Below are 18413 nucleotides of genomic sequence, written 5' to 3'. Positions count from 1 at the left end.
TCCGGTGGCGCACCGAGGTCACCACGCGATCGGGCCGAGGCGGTCGACGAAGACGCCGGTCGGGCCGTCGGGGCCCAGGGTCGCGAGCCGGACGATCGAGTCCGTGCCCTCGGTGACCGTCAGCAGGCCGGTGTGACGGTTCATGTCGGTGGCGGCGAACTTGTGGTTGGCGGTCTCGCCGGGGGTGGCGACGTTGAACTTGATGTGCGGGAGCGCCTGGGCGTACCGGACGGTGATCATGTTCAGGGCCGCCTTGGAGGAGCTGTAGGCGAGCTCGTGCATCTTCGAGACGGGCTGGTCCGGATCGGTGATGACGGCGAAGGAGCCGCCGCCGCTGGACACCATCACCACCCGCGGGTGCTCGGCGGCCTGGAGCAGCGGCAGGAAGGCGTGGGTGACCCGGACCGGGCCGTAGACGTTGGTGTCGTAGACCGCGTGGATCTCCCCGGCGGTGGCCTCCGCGGGCGGGACGGCGTTCCCCGGCGCGCCGGCGTTGTTGACCAGCACGTCCAGGTGGCCGGTGTGCTCGCGGACGAGCCGCGCGGCCTCATTCACGGACGCGTCGGAGGTCACGTCCAGGGGGATCATGATCACGTCGATGCCGTCCTCGGCCAGCCGGGCGGCGGCGGCCTGCCCGCGGGCCTCGTCGCGGGAGCCGAGGAAGATCGTCCAGCCGAGTGCTCCGAGGCGGCGGGCGGCTTCGAGGCCGAGCCCCTTGTTGGCGCCGGTGATCAGTGCGGTGGTGCGTTCCGTGTTCGTCATGCGCTCTAAGACGGAACCCCCTCCGTGGCTGTGACAGTTTGTGAGCGACGTCACAACGGCGGCGGTTCCGAGCTGGGTACAGCCTGGCTTCGGTCGACGACCGTCACCGACTCCCGTGCCGGGTTCGCCGGTGGGGGCTTCCGAAGAGCATCGGTGGCCCTTCTCCGGTCGCGTCGCCCCGGCCGCTGAAGTCGGCGGGTGCTGGGATGGCACCTCGTCATGCCGCGAGGGCGGCCACCACCTTGTCCGCGAGCCGCTGCAGGCGGGCCGGGTCGGCGGGGGCCTGGCGGACGGTGGTGCTCCAGTAGAGGGGGCCCGCCAGCAGGTCCAGGCCGAGTTCGAAGTCGGTGTCGGGCGCGAGTTCTCCGCGTTCCACGGCCCGCCGCAGGACGCTGACCGCCTTCTCGCGTCGAGCTCCACCGACCCTGTCGCGCAGGGAGTCGGCGATGTTGGGATGGTGGATGCCCGCAGCGAACAGGTCGGGCAGAATTCGCGACACCAGTGGATGCCGGAGCGCCCCGTCGACCGCGGTCAGGAAGGCCAGGACGTCGCCGCGCAGGGTTCCGGTGTCGGGGGTGTCGGTTGCGGCGATGGAGACTTGGGTGATCAGGTCGATGGTCACGGCTTCCTTGGACGGCCAGCGCCGGTAGATGGCGGCCTTGCCCGAGCCGGCCCGCCGGGCCACGGCCTCCAGCGACAACCTTCCGTAGCCGACCTCGGCGAGCTCTTCCAAGAAGGCGGTGCGGATCGCGTCGGTGACGGCGCCCTGAAGCACGGGCCCGCCGGGCGGGCGAGCTGCTGGCGATCGACTCATGCCGCCGAGCATACCCGAGACGGAACGGTTGCGTCTCGGGTCGGACCGGGGCTATGGTGCGAACATGTCGAGACGGTCCCGTTCCGTCTCGTTCAGTGAGGGGAGTCCGCCGTGAAGTTCCTCTTCGAGTCCCTTCGTACGGTGTGCGTCGCCCCCCACGGCGGGCCCGACCTGGGCGAGGTGATCGGAACCGCACGGGCCATCCCGGACGAGGAGCAACGGGGAGTCCGGGCCCGCGCTGCGGGACTTCCTGGTCGACCAGCGGGGCTCCTGTCGGCGTTCGCGCCGGCGTTCGTCCTGCCCACGGTGGCACGCGCCGTTCCTGCTCCTGGTCGCCTTCCGTTCCCGACCGCGGTGATCAGCGCATCGATCACCAACCCGATGGCGCGGACCCTGTTCGCCGCTAAGGCGGACCCCCGCCGTCCGCCTCCGCACTCGCCCGCCCGATTCCAAAGCCGGGGCAACCCGTGAACCTCAGCGGTGAACCCGGGCGGACCTGATCAATCCCCAAGCGCGATGAGTACCGAAATGAGCAACCAGATGACCAACACCATCGGCCGGATCGACCAGGCCGTCCACATGACCGCGACCATCGTCAAGGGCATCACCGACGAGCAGCTCACCGCCCCCACACCCTGCCCGGGATGGGACGTGCGTACCGAGCTCAACCACCTGGTCGGCGGCATGCGCATCTTCGCCGCCGAGCTCACCGGCACCGACCCCGGCGGCGAGCACGAGGATGACTGGCTGGGCACCGACCCGCAGGGCGCTTTTCTCGGAGCCGCCCGGCTCGACCTCGCGGCCTGGCACCGCGAAGGTGCCCTGAAGACGACCGTGCGGCTGGGATTCGGGGAAGTGCCCGGGCCGATGGCCGCACTCATCCATCTGACCGAGGTCCTGGTGCACGGCGTCGACCTGGCGATCGCCACCGACCAGGAAACGCTGGTGGACGAGCAGGCCTGCGACGACTTGCTCGCCACCATGCGCGGCATGGACTTCGACGCCTTCCGCCGCCCCGGAATGTTCGGCCTCGAACTTCATCAGCCCGCAGGCGCACCCGCCCACCGGCGGCTGCTGGCCTTCCTTGGCCGCGACCTCGCCCCGCATCGGGCCAAGTGACGTCCAGGCCACCGTGACCAGAACCCCGGCCAGGTGCGGCGTGGCCGGCCTTCAAGTCCGGCCACTCGGGTCGGAGGTGAGGTAGTTCTGCGTAATCGAGGGCGCTTCGAGCTCGACTTGACCCGCCACCTGGGCTGGAGGTCGTCGCCGATCCGCCACAGTGATCGGCGCGGCGAGGGCGGACCGCTGGTCGGTGAAGCTCCGCCCGGATCACGAGCGGCGGTTTCTTCAGCCTCTGCGGCTGCTCATGTGGCGATCATCGAGAAGACGGCCAGGTCATGAGCCTCGCACCCGTCCCGCTCCGCGACCCGCACCGTGCCCTCCCGCTGGTATCCGGCCTTCTCGGCAACCCGGAGGGAAGCGGCGTTGTCGATCCGGGAGCGCAGCTGAACACGCCGTATCCCACCGTTGACGAGCGCCCACCGTCCAACCGCGCGCGGCCTCGGTCGCGTAGCCGCGACCTCGCTGACCAGTGTGAATTCCGTAACCGATCTCGGTACGGCCGGCTTCCCAATCTGTGTCGCGCAGCCCGATACTGCCGACGATCTCGCCGGTGGCCTGCTCCACGATCGCCAGGTGTACACCCTCGCTGTCCAGCCGTCGCCGGTGCGCGGTGTCGGTCAGCCACCCGTGCACGTCGGTGACCATCTGCGGAGAGCCGGGCGGCAGGGCCGTTCGATCCCCGGAGGCCACGAATGCCGCCACAGGCACGGCATCCTGCGGCCCGAACTCACGAATCACCAACCCATTGGAGATGATCTTCACTTGTGTTCGCGCTGCCCCGTCGGTCAGCCCTGCGCACCGCGTGGCGCGACGTGGCGCTGAACCTGACGAGGGTGGCGCGAATCGTACGAGCTGGTCATCGTCCTGTGAGTGTGCGCGCGGGAACGTGGAGCTGGTGGTCACGTCCGGCACGGTGGCCGACGCGCCGGCACGGCGGCGGACACGAACGAACTGTCGGTGCGGCACGGCATTGTGGTGAGCGGCGGAGACGCGAAGAGGGCGACACGCCGGAGACGTTGCATGTCCGTCCGGTGGGCCGGAGGCGGCGCGGCCGGGGGCTGTGCTCAGTGGCGGACGTCCGGCCGTTCACGCGGGCAGGGGGCTGACCTGCGGTGGCGAGGGCTTACCTCGCGCGCATGGCACTGCGATGGCGACTTCGTCGTGACCTCCCATGCGCATGGTCAATTTCTGGATTCGAATTTCCAGAAATTAGAAAATGTTAGGGTGTCGCCGTGACTGCGGAGGTCGGCGTGGTGACGCCTTGCAAGCATTGTGGAGCTCCCATCGAGCAGCGGCCGGGGCGCGGGCGGCCGAAGTCGTACTGTCCGGAGAAGGGGTGCCAGGCGGCGGCCAAGCGGGAGCGCGAGCTGCGGCGGGCCACCCCCGGGCTGGAAGGCGCGCTGGCCAGAGCCGAGCAGTTGTACGACCGGATGGAGACCGGGCTTCTCGCGGCCATCGAGCCGCTGGCCAAGGCCCTGTCCGACGAGCTGAGCCCGGCCGGGGTCGAGGCCAAGCTGAGCGCCGTCCAGGCAGAGGCGCACACGCGCGTGGCGATCGCCCGCACCGAACGGGAGCAGGCCTTCGAGCAGGTACGCCTGGCCCGGGAGGCCACCGAGCACGCGCGCCGGCAGACCGCCGAGATGCGAGCCCGGCTGGAGGAGGCCGAGAACGAGCGTGAGACGGCGCTGCAGGACGCCGAACGCGCCCGCGAGCAGGCCCTGGCCGCGTTGCGCGAGGCGGCCAGCACCGAACGGCAGGCGTTGCAGACCGCCGAGAAGGCGGTCCGCCGGGCGGAGCAGGCCGAACGGCGGGTGAAGGAGGCGTCGCGCCAGGCGGAGCTGACCGAGCAGACCCGGGATCAGGTCGTCCAGGAGCTGGCCGAGCAGGCGGAGGCGGCCGAGGACCGGGCCGAGGAGGCGCGGGCGCAGGCCGTACAGGCCGGGCTGGAGGCGGACCGGGCGCGGGAGGAGAGAGATCGCGCCCGTGAGGAGGCGGCGGCGGCCGGGCGCGCGCGCGAGCTGGCGGAGCGGGCGGTGATCGCGGCCACGGTCAGGGAGGAGGCGGCCGCGCAGGAGCGGGAGCGAGCCGTGGAGCGGGCCGAACGTGCCGAACGGGCGGCCGCAGAGGCCGAGCGGGACCGGGCGGTCGCGCAGCGGGAGGCCGCCCAGGCCGCGACCGAGGTGGGTGACCTGGCCCGGAAGCTGGCGTCGGCCGAGGAGGACGCCGCCGCGGCGCTGGCCAAGGAGCGCAGACAACACGCCCGGGAGAAGGTACGGGCCGCGGCGGCGGTCAAGGAACGCGACCAGCTGCTGGGGGAGTTGCGGCTGGAGCGCATGCGCCTGGCGGACGTACGGGCCGAACTGGACGCCGTACGCGCCGAGGCCGCCCTGCTACGGGAACGAGCGGTCGCCGCCGAACTCACCCAACGAGCCCTCGGCCCCGAACCACAGGCGACACAGGCCGACTGACCGCGGGCGACACCGGGCAACGAACTTGCGGGCAGCGAGGACGCGGGGCATCAACCAGAAACACCCGCCCGGCCGCAGACAACCAGAGCCACATGCCGCATCGCGCATCACCTGCACCGCAGACTGCCCGAACCGCACTCCGGACCGCACCTCGGACCGCACCTCGGACCGCGGGCTGCGCGACTCGGACCTCGTAGCTCGCGGGCGGCGAAGGCGATCAGGTCGCCGCGGTAGTCATGGCGCCAAAGACCGGGTCCGATCCTCCCCGGAGGCCTACTCCTCCGGCTCCCAGGCGCGGAGCAGGTCGAGCAGCCCTGCGTCTCCGTCAACGTGCAAGGAGTCGGCCGGGATACGGTCGTACAGGTAGAGGACCAACTCGCTGGCCGTGCCGTGGACGGAGGCGCCGGCTGCGTCCCAGTCCTCGCCGGGCGCGGCAGTGGGCGACGGGATGCGGGTGGAGCGTGCGCCGTCGCCGTCGACCGTGAGGCGCCAGGAGCGGCCCTCGGCAGCGTGGAAGTCGAAGGCTGTGGGCTTGTGCGGCCAGGCGCTGGGTGTCGCGACGCAGGTGAACAGGAACTCCTCGACGCCGTCGAGGGCGACCTCGGCCGGCACCGGCTGCGGGGCGCCCGCGGCGAGCTGGGCGTCGTACGTGTGCACGGCGCTCTCCTGAACCCGATGCCGGGCGACTCCGCCGGAGGTCCGTGGCGTCTGCAGGGCACTCCACCACGCCCAGCAGCCGGCGTCCGGGCCCGCCTCCCGCAGCACGCCCAGCAGAAGTTGCGTGGACTCCTCCAGCCAGGCCAGCAGGGCCTCGCGCTCCCGCGGCACCTCCAGCGCGGCGCGCGCGGCGGCGGCCTCGGCCGGGGGAGCGTCGGCAGGCCCCGCGCCGACGATGGCGGCCCAGAAACGGTCTCCCCCGCCCAGGTGCTTCACCAGATCGAACAGCTTCCACTCGGGGCAGGTCGGCACCGGCGCGTCGAGACTGGGCGCGGCGGCGACCGTGGCGCGGAAGGCGGTCGACCGTTCATCGATCAGCCGCAGCAGGTCAGGAAACTCCAGGTTCTTTTCCACGCCGGATGTCTATCACCGTCGATCCCGGGACCGGTAGCGGAGCGGTTCGGTCAATGCGCACGAGGTCGCGGCGGAAGTGGTCAAGCGGCCGGGTCTGTGCACTGAGCATGCGGTCACCGATCGCGAAGACCGCTTGAAGGCCCGCCAGGCATGTTCGGCAAGTGATGGGAAGGCCCGGAGGCGCCGGGGCATGCTGGAGGCATGAAGGATGATCAGGTGGCCGCCGCTGTCCGTGTGCTGATCAATCGGTACGACCCCGAAGGTCTGCTGGGCATGGGGGCTCCCGAGGACGAGTACGACCCTGAAGTGCGTGATCTGACCGCTCTGGTGCGCGGTGAGGAAGAGGTCACCGCCGAGGCTGTGGGCGCGGTCTGGAACCGATGGTTCAACGAGGTCTCCGAGTGGAGCACCCGGAAGCCTGAGCAGGTCCATGAGGTTGCGGCCGCGCTGGAGAGGCTTCGTGGCCGGCAGCAGCGCTCGAATCTGCCCTGATCACAGGGCTCGCGATCGCCGGCTCGGCGAACGGGTCGTCATTCAGGCGGTAGCCCGGGCGTCGCCGGTGTCTCCCAGGCCGTCAGCTGCCTGGCGCTGAGGTCCAGCCTGATGACGACCTCGGTGAGGGCTCTGGCAAGAGTGCGATCGAGCGGAGTCATGACGGGGGCCTCCTGGGCGGTGAATTCGGGCCGTGCGCGCGCGGGGGCTTCGGCGACCCTCACTGCGGCCGAACGGCGACCGATTCGGCGGAGAGCGTGACCTCGACGGTGATGCGCGGATTGTCCGGCTGCGGGAGCTGAAGACCTCGCTTGAACTCCTCGGCATCGTCCGGCATCACCTTCGGCTGGATTGTGACCTTGACCTGGCCGGTCTCCTCATCTGGGCGCGCCGTCATCGTGGCCACCTCAGGACGGGACCGGAGCCAGGAGACGACCGTGTCCTGGGCCTGCCGGAGCTCCGAGGCCGAGAATCCCTTGCCGCCGATCAGGGTGACCTCCATGGGAAGGGTCCTGGCCAGCTCGATCGCGCGAGCCGGGATGGGCCCCTTGAAGCCGACGCGCAGCCCCCGCTGGCCGTCGACGTAGCTGACGCCGGAGATCTCGTCAGGGAACTCCGCATGAAGTCTGTCGATCACCTGGCTGTTGGACGACTGTGAGCCGAAGCGGTCGAGGGCCTCCTCATAGGAGATGCCCTCCGATCTGGCGACGGCCCCGAGGTCGACCAGTTCGGCGTAGGGGATGCCGTCGATGACCACGTCCGGCTCGGTCACGGCAGGGTCGTAACCCTCGAAGTCCGTCGGCCTGGGCGAGGAGGTGGCGGCCACCCGGGTCGCGTACCGCTTGACGACCTCCTCCAGGGATTGGCCCGACGACGCCGCCTCTCGCTTGAGTCGCTCCAGGGTGGGCCGATGCGCTTTGGGCTGATCGGCCCGCGGCAACACGATCGTCTCGGTCCCGGCCGCAGAAGGCACCGGGCCGGCACCGGACGGGCCGCAGGCGCACAACGACGCGAGCAGCGCGATGACGGTCAACCGCGATCTCTTCATACCAAAAGGACGCCCCGCCGGCCTGGAGGGTTCATCCAGACATCCCATCCAGTACGGCGAAGCCCGTTCATCGGCCCGGATACCCGTGCCGGACGCTGCGGATGGCCGCCGTGCCGTACCGGTTCGGCTACCCCGGCCACCGAACGGAGTGGCTGTGAGCGGCATCGTCCTCGGCCGAGGACGTCTGTCGATGGCGCCGGGTCGGGACGGACCCGGGCGACGAGGACGCCTTCCCCGAGATCGGGTGAGGGTCTGGTGGGGGCGGCGGTAAACCGTGGCCCCGCCAAGGGCGCGGCCACGGTGGCGCGATGCGGGGTTGAGCCCTAATCGGTTCGGGCCGTCCTGGCGGCCTGCTCGATCTTCGCGCAGTAGGCTGCACGGGCTTCCTCGTCGATCTGCTCCTCGTACTCGGCGCGCGACCCGGTCCGGCCGTCGAGGCCCTCGCGCAGGATGTCGGCGTGCCCGGCATGCCGGGTGGACTCGCCGAGGACGTGGACCATGATGGCGAACAGGTTCATGTGCCAGGGCGGCGTTGACTCCGGCCACCACGGCACGTGGCCGGGGGCGTCGAGGGGCAGCTCGTTGATCGTCGCGTCCGAGTGTTCCCACGTGCGCCGGTAGAACCCGATGATCTGATCGCGAGTCTCGTCCTCGGTCGCCCACAGATCGCTGCCGTTGGAGTCCTGCCATCGGGGCAGCGGTTCCGGGGAAGGGCGGTCGAAGACCTCGCCGAAGTACCTGGCCTCGACGGTGGCCAGGTGTTTGACCAGGCCGAGGAGGTTGGTCCCGGTCACTGTCAGAGGTCGGCGGGTGTCGTATTCGGACAGCCCGTCGAGTTTCCAGAGCAGCGCCTTGCGGTCCCGTCGCAGTCTCTCGTGCAGGTTGTCTTTCGCGAAATCGTCAATCATGAGTCTCGATCCTGTCAGGCTGCGCCGCTGGTAGCTGTACTGGCGTAGAACGTGGCCAACGACGACTGGCGTACCTTCCGGGCCGACTGGATCGAGCAGCCGCTCGGGCCGCCGGGGACGCGCTTCACGCCGCGCCTGCCGTCCGAGGAGGACGTGGCCGCCCACGTCTCGCACGCCATCAGCTCGGCTCCGTACGCCGACCAGGCCCGCGTGCTCTTCCACGCCCCGCTGGAGGCGGTGGCGAAGCGTGCGTCGCCCGGCGCTGGACGGCTGGAGGCGTGGACGCGCGTACCTGCCTCTTCACGGCCGGCTCGAACTCGCTGCGAGAGCGTTCACGGAGCCGGAGGCGTTCGACATGGTCCGCGCTCTGGACGAGACGGCGGGCTGCCCCTCCCCCTCTCTGATCATCCCGTCCCGTTCCGGCATCGGGGCGGGACGGTAGCGCATCTCTTCAGGTTCCGTGTGCCGTCCGTGCGGCGTGCGCGCGCGGAACCTGCCGGAAGGAACCACCCCGCATGACCAGCACCAACTGTGCCTTCGTGCACGTCGTCCACCTCGACTGGGAATCGCTCAGCACCGCCGAGCCCGTGATCCTGGTGGGTCCCCGACGAGGCCGTGTCAGGCAGTCCGCTTGAACCCGAAGGCATGGAGCTTGTGCCAGATCAGCGCGTAGTCATCAGTGCTGACCGCCAGCGGTGCCGCGGGCAGATTGTCGCCGAGTACCTTGCCCGTCCTGTCGTCCAAGGCCAGGTAGAGAGGCTCGGCTCCCTGCTCTTGCTTGACCTTGAGGTAGGCGATTCCACCGAAGGCCGACTCGACCGACACCTCACGCTGGTTTTCCACGGTGGGGACGAGGAGCTTGCCAGTCCTGGAATCGATCAGCGTCAGTGGCTCGTCGCACAGCACTGTATCGCTGTCGGCGTCGAAGGCGGACGTCGCGCATCGCACCCCCACCGAGTTCGAAACCTCGAACCCGCCCACCCGCTCACCCGACATCAGGTCGTAGAGCGAGTGAGTGGAGGACATCCCGTCCGACTGCCAGGTGAGCAGAAAGTCGCCGACGATGGTTCGGGCCTGCACATCTCGCGGTAGCCGCCAGGCCAAGCTCCCGCCCTTGGAAAGGTCAAAGCCATGAACGACCGCCGCCTCCTCGTCCAGGAGCATCCCCCTCGGCCAGTACACCGCCTTGTCCTTGATGACGCCGAGCAAGGAGTTTTCTTCCTCGGCGCCGATCGGCAGGGCGACGGCCTGTTCGCCTGCGAGGGTGGACAGTTTGGACACGTTGCTGAGACCGGCTCCGTCCGCCTCGCCTTCGGCGGCGTAGCCACCGATGAAGAAGGTGCCCTGTCTGCCGTCGCCGTCCTCTGGCGAGCGCCAGACCTCCGAGCCTGTCTCGTCGATCACCAGGTCGGACACCTGGCTGGACTCGGCGGTCAGCCCCGATGCGGCCAGTTGCCGCCGATGCCGTACCACTGCCACCGGTTTGCCGTGATCAGTGTCCGCGCGCAGGGTCGCGTCCTCGTCTTCGATCGGAATGCTCTTGAGCTCTCTGCCCGTGGCGGCATCGATCACCTGGAGGGCGAAGATGTCGGCGGCCCGCCCAAGTACGGCGAAGGACTTGCCGACGGCGACGGCGTCACGGATGGAGCCGAGGGGCAGCGTCCACGCCTGCTCCGTCGCGAGTCCCGGCAGAGCGGGGCCCTCGTAGGCGCGTCCTGCAGGCGCGGTTGTGGCCGCAGTTGGCGCGGGCCCTCCAGGTGTCGCTGTCGAGCACGAGCAGAGCAACAGGACGATCAGTGAAGCCAGTAACCGACTGGGCATTCATGGAACGTATGTCCAAGATCACCCCCTGTCAACGCTGTCAAAGTCGGCCTCCCCGAAGGCCGATCATTTTGTCAAGGGGTGGTCCACCAGTCTCAGGAGCGGACAGCGGACGGTCCTCAACACCCCGAATAAGGCCGCGCCGCAGGACTGGATGTGCGAGCCGTGGATGCTCGGCAAGACCGGCCTCACCGTGGCCGAGCACCAGCGGCGCACCGTCGCCGACTTCCTGCGCCTGGTCGAGCTGTGGCCGCAGTTCGGCGACACCGACTGTCCGGTCATGCCCGTCATCCAGGGCTGGACGGTGGACGACTACCTCGCCTGCGTCGCCCTGTACGAGGAGCACGGCGTCCGCCTGGCAGAGGACTACGAGATCGTCGGCGTCGGCTCCGTCTGCCGCCGGCAGGCCGGCACGGAGATCGGCGACATCTTCCGCACGCTCGCCCAGCTCGACCTGCCGCTGCACGGGTTCGGCGTCAACCTCGCCGGCCTGCGCCGGTACGGCCGCTACCTGGTGACGGCCGACAGCATGGCCTGGTCGTTCGCGGGCCGCCGCACTCCCACCCGGTGCGGCTCCACCCGTCACAAGAGCGAGGCCACCTGCCTGACGTTCGCGCTTGCATGGTGGGATCGTGTCGAAGCGGTCGCGGCCGACGCCAGGCGCGAGATCGGCCAGCCCGACCAGCTCGACCTGTTCCCCACCCCGGCCCGCGCCGCCCAGCGCGCCCCCAAGCTCGTTCAGCAGCTCCGGCCCACGCGGGCCGCCAAGGACGACCAGCTCGACCTGTTCGCGGCGGCATGACCTGATCGGCGGACGCAGACGCTAGCCCGCCCGGCCGTGTTCCCTGCCCTGCACACCGGCACGGGGCAGAGCAGGGAACACGGTGGCCAACAAGCGGACGTGGACAATTGGCGGAGTCACCTACACCGGCAGCCTGGAGGAGAAGGCCCGCAGGCTGCGCAACGCCTTCGACTCCGACCAGCCGCGCGACCGGAAAGGCCGCTGGATCGAGACCGGCGCCTCCGCGTCGATCTGGGGCGGCGGCACCGGCACCGTGGCCCGGAACCTGGGCGGCGGCCCGCCGCCGTGCCTGCGGTGGATGCGCGCGTACGGCTGTCGAACGGCGCCGAGGGCACCGTGGCCGGAACCCGCGAGGACGGCGCACTCCTGGTCCGGCTCGACTCTGGCAGCCAGGTCAACGCGCATGCGTGCCGCCGTCACACCGGCGCTGCGCCTGATCGTCGCTCTGGACGCGATCCACGCCGCTCACCCACAGGCGATCCGCCAGCTCACCCTCGACGGCATCGACCTGCCCAACCGGCGCATCATCCTCGACGGCATCGCCCGCCCTCTCGACGAGCTGACCCACGAAGCCCTGCGCGACCACCTCGCCGAGCGCCGCCAGCTCTGGCCGCACATCGCCAACCCGCACGCCCTGATCTCCCGGCTCACCGCCACCGGAGTCGAGCCCGTCAGCACCAATTACCTCAAGCAATACCTGCTCCTCCGGCACCAGGTCCGGCTCGAACCGGGCGATAGCCGACAACCTGCCGTGCACGAGCGGGGCTTCGTGTCGCGGGACCTGACGCCGAACACCGTCACCGTCGGGCCGGACGGCTCCTGCCGGTCGGTCGACCTGGAGATCGCCGCTGTCCCCGGCGCCCTCATCCCCCCGCACCGCGCACTGCCGGGACAGTGCCTCGGCCGTGGATCGCCGGGGCCGCGCTTCGCCGGAAGCGGAGCTCCGGCTGTGGTTACCAGAAGCGCACCTCGGGCCAGTCCGGTGACGGCCTGTCCAGGGCGGGGGCGGGCTTGTGCTTGAGGTGCAGGTCCAAGAAGGCGGTGACGTACCCGCGGGTGATCGCGATGGCGCGTTCGCCGTCGATCGGGGTCTTGGGCAGGCCGAGTTGCGGCTGGAGCACCGCGTAGTCGATGAAGCTCATGTGCTCGGCCCCCGTCACGGTCAGCCACCGCTTCCAGTCGCCGGTCACGTGCGGCCAGAACGTGTCCCACGAGCCGTCGGGGCCGCCGGATCTCGGCTGGTGCCGGGGGTTGCCGATCATCATGAAGGGCTTGTCCAGCGGCTGGGCGGGGGTCTTCGGGTTGTAGGTGCCGTCGAGGTTGACCACCGCCTTGATCCGCCGGGAGGCGGGCAGCAGGTGCGCGGCGCTCTGGCCGCCGACCGAATGTCCGACCATCGCGATGCGCCGCTCGTCGATCAGCGCGTTCCAGCGCCTGCTCCGGTCCAGTTCGTCGAGGACGAACTCGGTGTCGGCGGCCCTGACCCGGGCCACCTTCTCGCCCGTCTCGGGGGTCTGTCCGGCCTTGCCGGCCTCGAAGGTGACGGTGCGGCCGTCGGGGAAGGTGGTGGCGACCGACTCGTAGGTGTGCTCGATGGCCGCCACCAGGTAGCCGCGGGTGGCGAACTCCTCGGCCAGCGAGGTCATCGTCGCGCGGGGCAGCGTCATGCCGGGTGACAGGACCACCAGGGGCCATCCGCCCTTCCGCCCGACCGCGGGGGCGTCGGCGCGGGCGTGCGTCCTGGTCCTGGCGAGCGTGTCGGACGGGAGGTCCTTGAGCTGCGGCACGCCCTTGAGGACCAGTTCCGACTCCTTCGGCGTGAGGTACGGCGCCGGCCTGCTCGTCCCCTTGCGGGCCGGGTACCAGAGGGAGACCATCACCTCGCGGGCGTCGCGGCCGGTCACCCAGGGGTCGGGGCGGCTGCGGTCCACCAGGTGCAGGTCCACCTTGCCGATCGGGTACGGGCCGGTCGGCGCGGGCAGAGCGGTCACGGGCGCGGTGGTCACGGCTTCAGCAGCCGCGGCTTGGGCGGGGTACGGAGTGGTGGCGGCGAGCGCGAGGGCACTCGCGACAAGGATCTTGTCCATGCGCTCCACCGTGCCGCGCACCCCCGCCGAACCGTCCCCGGCGAAAGTCACAGGCCACGTGCGACTTTCGTAGGGGATGGGCGGCCTGCCGGGACTTGTAGCCTCTGGCCATGATTGACCGGACATCGACGATCGCCGAACGGGTCACGCCGTGGGCGCTCGGCACGACGGTTCTCCTGCTGTCCATGGCCTCGGTGACCGGTTCGGCAGGGGTGCGGTCCGCGCTGCCCCTGCCGGTGCTCGTGGCGGTGGCGACGTGCTGCGGGCTGGCCGCGGCGCTCGGGCGGCGGTGGTTGTGGCCGCTCGTCGTGGTGGGCGCGGTGGCCCACCTCTGGCTGGTGATGTGGCCCGCCGCGGTGGTGGCCTCCTACTACGCGGGCACGCGGCTCCGCCGCCGTCGCGACCTGTGGCTCTACGTCGTCGGCGCGGTCGTGCTGTTCGCGCTCGCGGGGCTGGTGTCGTCCTGGAACGAGGGGTATCGCGCGCTGGTCGCGGGCACTGCCGTCAACGTGCTGCTGATGGGCGGCGCGATGCTCGGGCTGCCGCTGGTCGCCGGCCTGTGGGTGGGCGCCCGGCGGCAGGTGCTCGACGCGATGCGCGAGCAGTCCGAGCAGTTGCTGCGTGAGCAGGTGCTCCGCGCCGACCAGGCGCGCGACCAGGAGCGGGCGCGCATCGCGCGGGAGATGCACGACGTGGTCGCCCACCGGGTGTCCCTGATGGTGCTGCACGCCGGGGCGCTGGAGGTCAACGCCCCCGACGCCCGTACGGCCGAGGCCGCCGCGCTCATCGGCGGCGTGGGCAGGGAGGCGCTGACGAACCTGCGGGAGGTGCTGGGCGTGCTGCGCTCAGCAGATCCGGGACGCGGCCCGCAGCCCACGCTGGCCGACCTCGACCGCCTGCTCGACCAGTCCCGGGCTCTGGGCATCGTGGTCAACCGCCACGACGAGGGACGCCCCCGCCCGCTGCCGCCCACCGCGGAGCGCACCGCCTACCGGGTGGTCCAGGAGGCGCTGACCAACGTGCACAAACACGCGGGCGACGCCGAGACCGACGTCTACGTCCGGTACCGGCCGGCCGAGCTGGAGGTGCTGGTCCGGAACCGGTCCTGCGCGGCGGCGGACGGCGACCTGCCCGGCTCGGGCTGGGGCCTGGTGGGGCTGCGCGAACGCGTCGAGCTGGCCGGCGGCAGGCTGGAGGCCGGTCCCCGGGACGAGGGCGGCTTCCAGGTGCTGGCCGGGATCCCCGCCGCATGATCCGCGTCCTGGTCGTCGATGACGAGGCGCTGGTCAGGTCGGGGTTGCGGATGATCCTGGAGGCGGCGGGCGAGATCGTGGTCGTCGGCGAGGCGGCCGACGGCGACGGAGCCGTGACCGCGGTGGCCCGGCTCAGGCCCGAGGTGATCCTGATGGACGTGCGCATGCCCGGCGCCGACGGCCTGACCGCCGCCGCCCGCATCATGGCCGCCCCCGACGCACCCAAGTTGATCATGCTCACCACGTTCGACCTGGACGAGTACGTCCACGAGGCGCTCCGGCTCGGCGCGGTGGGCTTCCTGCTCAAGGACACCCCGCCGCGCGACCTGGCCGCCGCCGTCCGGACGGTCGCGGCGGGCCAGGCCATGTTGTCCCCCACCGTCACCAAGCGGCTGATCGGCTCGTTCGTGGACCGGGCGCCCTCCCGTGCCGAGTCGGCGCGCAGACGGCTCGCGGCGCTGACGGCCAGGGAGGAGGACGTGATCAGGGCCGTGGCCCGCGGCCTGTCGAACGCCGAGATCGGCCGGGAGCTCAGGCTGACGGAGGCCACGGTGAAGGCGCACGTCAGCCGGGTGCTGAGCAAGCTGGCCCTGGCCAACCGGGTGCAGGCCGCCATCCTCGTGCACGACGCCGACCTGGGCTGACCGTCCCGCACGACGCCGACCCGAGCTGACCGTCGGCGGCGCGCCCCGGCCCCGGCAATCGGCGGCGAGCCGAGGAGTCAGCGCAGGGGGCGGAAGAAGGTCCTGACGTCCTCGACGAACAGGTCGGGGGCCTCCATGGCGGCGAAGTGGCCGCCGCGGTCGAACTCCGACCAGTGCACGACGTTGTGCTCGCGCTCGGCGATCCGGCGCACCCCGGCGTCCCCGGGGAAGACGGCGACGCCGTGCGGCAGCCCGGAGTACTCGGCCACCGCGCCCCAGCCCTTCTGCCCCTCCTTGTACAGGCGGGCCGAGGAGGCGGCGGTCCCGGTGAACCAGTAGACGCTCACGTCGGTGAGCAACTGGTCAAGGTCCACCGCGTCCTCGGGCAGCTCGCGGGCGGGGTCGGTCCACTCCTTGAACTTCTCCGCGATCCACGCCAGTTGCCCGGCGGGGGAGTCGTGCAGCCCGAACGCGAGGGTCTGCGGCCGGGTCGCCTGGATGATCGCGTAACCGGCCCGGTCCTGGTCCTGGTACTGGCCCAGGCGGGCGAGCTCGGCGGGGGTGAGCTCGCGCAGCTCGGCCGGGTCGCCGCTGGGAAACCCGAGCGCGCCGTTGACGTGCACGCCGACGACGTTCCCTGGCGCGGCGCGGCCGAGCATCGGCGAGATCACCGAGCCGCTGTCACCGCCCTGCGCGCCGTACCGGGGGTAGCCGAGGCGGTCCATCAGCTCGGCCCACGCCCGCGCGACCCGCTCCAGGTCCCAGCCGGGCTCGGTGGTGGGGCCCGAGAAGCCGAAGCCGGGGATCGAGGGGGCGACGACGTGGAAGGCGTCGGCCGGGTCGCCGCCGTAAGCCGCCGGGTCGGTGAGCGGGCCGATGACGTTCATGAATTCGGCGACCGAGCCCGGCCAGCCGTGCGTGACGATCAGCGGCAGCGCGCCGGGCTCGGGGGAGCGGACGTGCAGGAAGTGCACGTTCTGCCCGTCGATGAGGGTGGTGAACTGCTCGAAGGCGTTCAGCCGCCGCTCGGCGTCCCGCCAGTCGAACGAGGTGCGCCAGTACTCGGCCAGCTCCTTCGCGTAGCCCACCGGGACGCCGTAGGACCAGCCGACGCCGGGCAGCTCGTCCGGCCAGCGGGTCGCCGCCAGCCGGGCGCGCAGGTCGTCCAGCTGGGCCTGCGGGATGTCGATGCGGAACGGGTGGATGCGCGGGTCGTCGTTCATGTTCATGACCATAGGCGGGGGTTAGGACAGTTCCGGTCCTAGGATGGACGGCATGCTGGAGACGTCGGCGCGATTGTTGCGCCTGTTGTCGCTGTTGCAGACCCCCAGGGATTGGTCGGGCGCAGAGCTGGCCGAACGGCTCGGCGTCTCGCCCCGCACGGTCCGCCGCGACGTCGACCGGCTGCGCGAGCTCGGCTACGTCGTCGACGCCACCCCGGGCACGGCCGGATACCGGCTCGGCGCCGGGGCCGGGCTCCCGCCGCTGCTGCTCGACGACGAGGAGGCGGTCGCGGTCGCCATCGGGCTCGGCACGGCGGCGGTCTCCGGCGTGACCGGCATCCAGGAGACCTCGGTCCGGGCCCTGGCCAAGCTCGAACAGGTGCTGCCGGCCCGGCTCCGGCACCGCGTCGGCGATCTGCGTTCGGTCACGGTCCCGCTGGCGGGGGCGGCGGAGGCGGTGGACCCGGCCGCGCTCACGGCGATCGCCGCGGCGGTCCGCCGCCGGGAGAGCCTGCGGTTCGACTACCGCTCCCACGACGGCGTCGGGGATCGCCGTGCCGCGGAGCCGTACCGGCTGGTCAACTCGGGTCGCCGCTGGTACCTGGTGGCCTGGGACACCGGCCGGGCGGACTGGCGCACGTTCCGCGTCGACCGGCTGCGGCTGCACACCCCGAACGGCCCGCGTTTCACGCCCCGCGAGCCGCCCGCCGCCGACCTCGTCCGTTACGTCTCCGAGCGGATCTCCGTCGACCCCTACCGCTACCAGGGGCGGTTCACGGTGCGGGCGCCGGCGGACGTCGTCGCCGCCCGGATGCCGCCGACCATGGCGGTGGTCGAGCCGGCCGGCGACGGCTCCTGCGTCCTGTCCGCCGGGTCGCACTCGCTGGACGAGCTGGCGATGTGGGTCGCGCAGCTCGGCGTGCCGTTCGAGGTGCACGAGCCGCCCGAGCTCGTCCGGCACGTCCGCGCCCTCGCCGCCCGTCTCCTCGAAGCCGTCCCCGATGCCGATCCGGCGTGACCGCGGCTACGGTTGCCCGCCGGGCTGGGCGAGCCAGGCCAGGCACCGGCGGGTCAGTTCCGGGTCGCGGGCCGCGTCCAGGTGACCCGTTCCGGGGTGCACGGTCACCCTGATCCGGCCGGCGTGCCGCGGGTAGACGTGCTCGATCGTCTCGCGGAAGCGCAAGGCGCCCTGGGGCGGCACATGGCTGTCGTCGGCGCCGCACTCGAAGGCGATGGCCGGGCCGTGGGCGTAGGCGCCGATGTTGGTGAGCGGGTTCAGCCGGTCGAACCACCACTGGGCATGGCGGCCCGCGTGCCCCTGCGGCAGGAGGCGGGCCGGGTCGTCCAGCGCGCACATGCCCGGACGGGTCCAGTCGGCGGTGGCCGCGACGGCCGCCACCCTGCGTACCCGGTGGTCGAGCCCGGCCAGCGCCACCGCGCAGTCGCCGCCCATCGACACCCCGCCCGCGACCGCGCCGGGTCCCGCGCCGAGCTCCGCGGCCGCCCAGTCCAGGACCCGGACGCACTCCACCGTCGTACGGCCCAGCAACGGCCACATCTCCTGGCGGAAGTCGCCCAGGACGCGCTCGGTCAGCTGCGCGGCGCTCTCGCCGCCGCGCCGGCCGTGCCGCCACGGGTCGAGGCTGACGGCGATCATGCCTAGTTCGGCCAGCTCGCGCATGGCGGGCAGGCAGGCTTGCGTGCTGCCGCCCAGGTGCGGGAGCCACAACGCCACGGTGGCTCCGCCCGCGCCGGCCGGCGGCTCGATCCATGCCACGGGGACGTCGTCCACCCACCCGTGACGCACGCCCTCGCTCTCCTCAGTGCTCGTCACGATCTCCTCCGACTCGAAAGTGTCAGATTCCCCGTTCGCCGCGACGTAGTCGGGGCCGGGGTGG

Annotated in this window: 19 protein-coding genes; 8 read left to right on the top strand and 11 right to left on the bottom strand. The window is 71.5% G+C overall.

Annotation, left to right across the window (positions count from 1 at the left end; genetic code table 11):
- Nucleotides 1–18: 18 nt before the first annotated feature.
- Together AB0C33_RS13710 and AB0C33_RS13705 are read right to left on the bottom strand one after the other, a co-directional pair.
- Complete coding sequence (locus AB0C33_RS13710) at nt 19–762, bottom strand: SDR family oxidoreductase (protein ID WP_358286964.1); 744 nt, start codon at nt 760–762, stop codon at nt 19–21.
- A 217-nt stretch (nt 763–979) separates the two neighbouring features.
- Nucleotides 980–1576 carry a TetR/AcrR family transcriptional regulator gene (locus AB0C33_RS13705; RefSeq protein WP_358286962.1) on the bottom strand — a complete coding sequence of 199 codons (597 nt, stop codon included), beginning with the start codon at nt 1574–1576 and terminating at the stop codon, nt 980–982.
- A 528-nt stretch (nt 1577–2104) separates the two neighbouring features.
- Between AB0C33_RS13705 and AB0C33_RS13700 the strand changes: the two genes are divergently transcribed.
- Complete coding sequence (locus AB0C33_RS13700; RefSeq protein ID WP_358286960.1) at nt 2105–2695, top strand: TIGR03086 family metal-binding protein; 591 nt, start codon at nt 2105–2107, stop codon at nt 2693–2695.
- A gap of 276 nt (nt 2696–2971) precedes the next feature.
- On the opposite strand, the gene AB0C33_RS13695 is transcribed toward AB0C33_RS13700, so the two are convergent.
- The gene (locus AB0C33_RS13695) at nt 2972–3436 is read right to left on the bottom strand and encodes a GNAT family N-acetyltransferase (protein WP_358287571.1); all 465 of its coding nucleotides are present in this window, start codon (nt 3434–3436) and stop codon (nt 2972–2974) included.
- Between the two features lie 494 nt (nt 3437–3930).
- Here AB0C33_RS13695 and AB0C33_RS13690 point away from each other — a divergent pair, with 494 nt between their 5' ends.
- On the top strand, nt 3931–5166 hold the full coding sequence (locus AB0C33_RS13690) for a hypothetical protein (protein ID WP_358286958.1): 1236 nt from the start codon (nt 3931–3933) through the stop codon (nt 5164–5166).
- 273 nt (nt 5167–5439) lie between these two features.
- On the opposite strand, the gene AB0C33_RS13685 is transcribed toward AB0C33_RS13690, so the two are convergent.
- The gene (locus AB0C33_RS13685) at nt 5440–6237 is read right to left on the bottom strand and encodes a maleylpyruvate isomerase family mycothiol-dependent enzyme (RefSeq protein WP_358286956.1); all 798 of its coding nucleotides are present in this window, start codon (nt 6235–6237) and stop codon (nt 5440–5442) included.
- 201 nt (nt 6238–6438) lie between these two features.
- On the opposite strand from AB0C33_RS13685, the gene AB0C33_RS13680 reads away from it, so the two are divergent.
- Entirely contained in the window at nt 6439–6729 is a 291-nt protein-coding gene (locus AB0C33_RS13680; RefSeq protein ID WP_358286954.1) for a hypothetical protein, read from the top strand.
- A gap of 220 nt (nt 6730–6949) precedes the next feature.
- On the opposite strand, the gene AB0C33_RS13675 is transcribed toward AB0C33_RS13680, so the two are convergent.
- The 3 genes from AB0C33_RS13675 to AB0C33_RS13665 all read right to left on the bottom strand — a co-directional run bounded on the left by AB0C33_RS13675 (nt 6950) and on the right by AB0C33_RS13665 (nt 10506).
- Nucleotides 6950–7762: a hypothetical protein gene (locus AB0C33_RS13675; RefSeq protein ID WP_358286952.1), complete on the bottom strand. Its 813-nt coding sequence runs from the start codon at nt 7760–7762 to the stop codon at nt 6950–6952.
- A 338-nt stretch (nt 7763–8100) separates the two neighbouring features.
- Entirely contained in the window at nt 8101–8850 is a 750-nt protein-coding gene (locus AB0C33_RS13670; protein ID WP_358286950.1) for a DinB family protein, read from the bottom strand.
- Nucleotides 8851–9303: 453 nt separating this feature from the next.
- Nucleotides 9304–10506, bottom strand: a complete 1203-nt coding sequence (locus tag AB0C33_RS13665; protein ID WP_358286948.1) for a hypothetical protein — start codon at nt 10504–10506, stop codon at nt 9304–9306.
- Between the two features lie 154 nt (nt 10507–10660).
- On the opposite strand from AB0C33_RS13665, the gene AB0C33_RS13660 reads away from it, so the two are divergent.
- Nucleotides 10661–11308 (top strand): hypothetical protein, encoded by a 648-nt coding sequence (locus AB0C33_RS13660; protein WP_358286946.1) that lies wholly within the window; start codon nt 10661–10663, stop codon nt 11306–11308.
- A 120-nt stretch (nt 11309–11428) separates the two neighbouring features.
- On the opposite strand, the gene AB0C33_RS13655 is transcribed toward AB0C33_RS13660, so the two are convergent.
- Complete coding sequence (locus AB0C33_RS13655; RefSeq protein WP_358286944.1) at nt 11429–11713, bottom strand: hypothetical protein; 285 nt, start codon at nt 11711–11713, stop codon at nt 11429–11431.
- Between AB0C33_RS13655 and AB0C33_RS13650 the strand changes: the two genes are divergently transcribed.
- The gene (locus AB0C33_RS13650; protein WP_358286942.1) at nt 11712–12329 is read left to right on the top strand and encodes a hypothetical protein; all 618 of its coding nucleotides are present in this window, start codon (nt 11712–11714) and stop codon (nt 12327–12329) included. The genes AB0C33_RS13655 and AB0C33_RS13650 overlap by 2 nt on opposite strands.
- On the opposite strand, the gene AB0C33_RS13645 is transcribed toward AB0C33_RS13650, so the two are convergent.
- Nucleotides 12262–13395, bottom strand: a complete 1134-nt coding sequence (locus AB0C33_RS13645; RefSeq protein WP_358286940.1) for an alpha/beta hydrolase — start codon at nt 13393–13395, stop codon at nt 12262–12264. The genes AB0C33_RS13650 and AB0C33_RS13645 overlap by 68 nt on opposite strands.
- A 110-nt stretch (nt 13396–13505) precedes the next feature.
- Between AB0C33_RS13645 and AB0C33_RS13640 the strand changes: the two genes are divergently transcribed.
- Nucleotides 13506–14648 carry a histidine kinase gene (locus AB0C33_RS13640; RefSeq protein WP_358286938.1) on the top strand — a complete coding sequence of 381 codons (1143 nt, stop codon included), beginning with the start codon at nt 13506–13508 and terminating at the stop codon, nt 14646–14648.
- The gene (locus AB0C33_RS13635) at nt 14645–15292 is read left to right on the top strand and encodes a response regulator transcription factor (RefSeq protein WP_358286936.1); all 648 of its coding nucleotides are present in this window, start codon (nt 14645–14647) and stop codon (nt 15290–15292) included. The genes AB0C33_RS13640 and AB0C33_RS13635 overlap by 4 nt, the downstream gene beginning before the upstream one ends.
- Before the next feature lie 77 nt (nt 15293–15369).
- Here AB0C33_RS13635 and AB0C33_RS13630 read toward each other — a convergent pair whose 3' ends face one another.
- On the bottom strand, nt 15370–16515 hold the full coding sequence (locus tag AB0C33_RS13630) for an epoxide hydrolase family protein (protein WP_358286934.1): 1146 nt from the start codon (nt 16513–16515) through the stop codon (nt 15370–15372).
- Between the two features lie 52 nt (nt 16516–16567).
- Between AB0C33_RS13630 and AB0C33_RS13625 the strand changes: the two genes are divergently transcribed.
- The gene (locus AB0C33_RS13625; RefSeq protein ID WP_358286932.1) at nt 16568–17533 is read left to right on the top strand and encodes a WYL domain-containing protein; all 966 of its coding nucleotides are present in this window, start codon (nt 16568–16570) and stop codon (nt 17531–17533) included.
- Nucleotides 17534–17539: 6 nt separating this feature from the next.
- Here the strand turns inward: AB0C33_RS13625 and AB0C33_RS13620 are convergent, their stop codons facing one another.
- Nucleotides 17540–18349, bottom strand: coding sequence for a prolyl oligopeptidase family serine peptidase (locus AB0C33_RS13620; RefSeq protein WP_358286930.1), 810 nt, complete (start codon nt 18347–18349; stop codon nt 17540–17542).
- Between the last annotated feature and the right edge of the window lie 64 nt (nt 18350–18413).

Source organism: Nonomuraea sp. NPDC048881 (assembly GCF_040649795.1).
GTDB lineage: Bacteria > Actinomycetota > Actinomycetes > Streptosporangiales > Streptosporangiaceae > Nonomuraea.
Note: the sequence above shows the minus strand (reverse complement) of the source record. Positions and strands in the feature narration are given on the sequence as shown.

What these genes read in the sequence shown, in the direction of transcription:
- AB0C33_RS13710 (WP_358286964.1), bottom strand. Translation starts at nt 762, where the DNA reads ATGACGAACACGGAACGCACCACCGCACTGATCACCGGCGCCAACAAG.
- AB0C33_RS13705 (WP_358286962.1), bottom strand. Translation starts at nt 1,576, where the DNA reads ATGAGTCGATCGCCAGCAGCTCGCCCGCCCGGCGGGCCCGTGCTTCAG.
- AB0C33_RS13700 (WP_358286960.1), top strand. Translation starts at nt 2,105, where the DNA reads ATGAGCAACCAGATGACCAACACCATCGGCCGGATCGACCAGGCCGTC.
- AB0C33_RS13680 (WP_358286954.1), top strand. Translation starts at nt 6,439, where the DNA reads ATGAAGGATGATCAGGTGGCCGCCGCTGTCCGTGTGCTGATCAATCGG.
- AB0C33_RS13665 (WP_358286948.1), bottom strand. Translation starts at nt 10,506, where the DNA reads ATGCCCAGTCGGTTACTGGCTTCACTGATCGTCCTGTTGCTCTGCTCG.
- AB0C33_RS13660 (WP_358286946.1), top strand. Translation starts at nt 10,661, where the DNA reads ATGTGCGAGCCGTGGATGCTCGGCAAGACCGGCCTCACCGTGGCCGAG.
- AB0C33_RS13650 (WP_358286942.1), top strand. Translation starts at nt 11,712, where the DNA reads ATGCGTGCCGCCGTCACACCGGCGCTGCGCCTGATCGTCGCTCTGGAC.
- AB0C33_RS13655 (WP_358286944.1), bottom strand. Translation starts at nt 11,713, where the DNA reads ATGCGCGTTGACCTGGCTGCCAGAGTCGAGCCGGACCAGGAGTGCGCC.
- AB0C33_RS13645 (WP_358286940.1), bottom strand. Translation starts at nt 13,395, where the DNA reads ATGGACAAGATCCTTGTCGCGAGTGCCCTCGCGCTCGCCGCCACCACT.
- AB0C33_RS13640 (WP_358286938.1), top strand. Translation starts at nt 13,506, where the DNA reads ATGATTGACCGGACATCGACGATCGCCGAACGGGTCACGCCGTGGGCG.
- AB0C33_RS13635 (WP_358286936.1), top strand. Translation starts at nt 14,645, where the DNA reads ATGATCCGCGTCCTGGTCGTCGATGACGAGGCGCTGGTCAGGTCGGGG.
- AB0C33_RS13630 (WP_358286934.1), bottom strand. Translation starts at nt 16,515, where the DNA reads ATGAACGACGACCCGCGCATCCACCCGTTCCGCATCGACATCCCGCAG.
- AB0C33_RS13625 (WP_358286932.1), top strand. Translation starts at nt 16,568, where the DNA reads ATGCTGGAGACGTCGGCGCGATTGTTGCGCCTGTTGTCGCTGTTGCAG.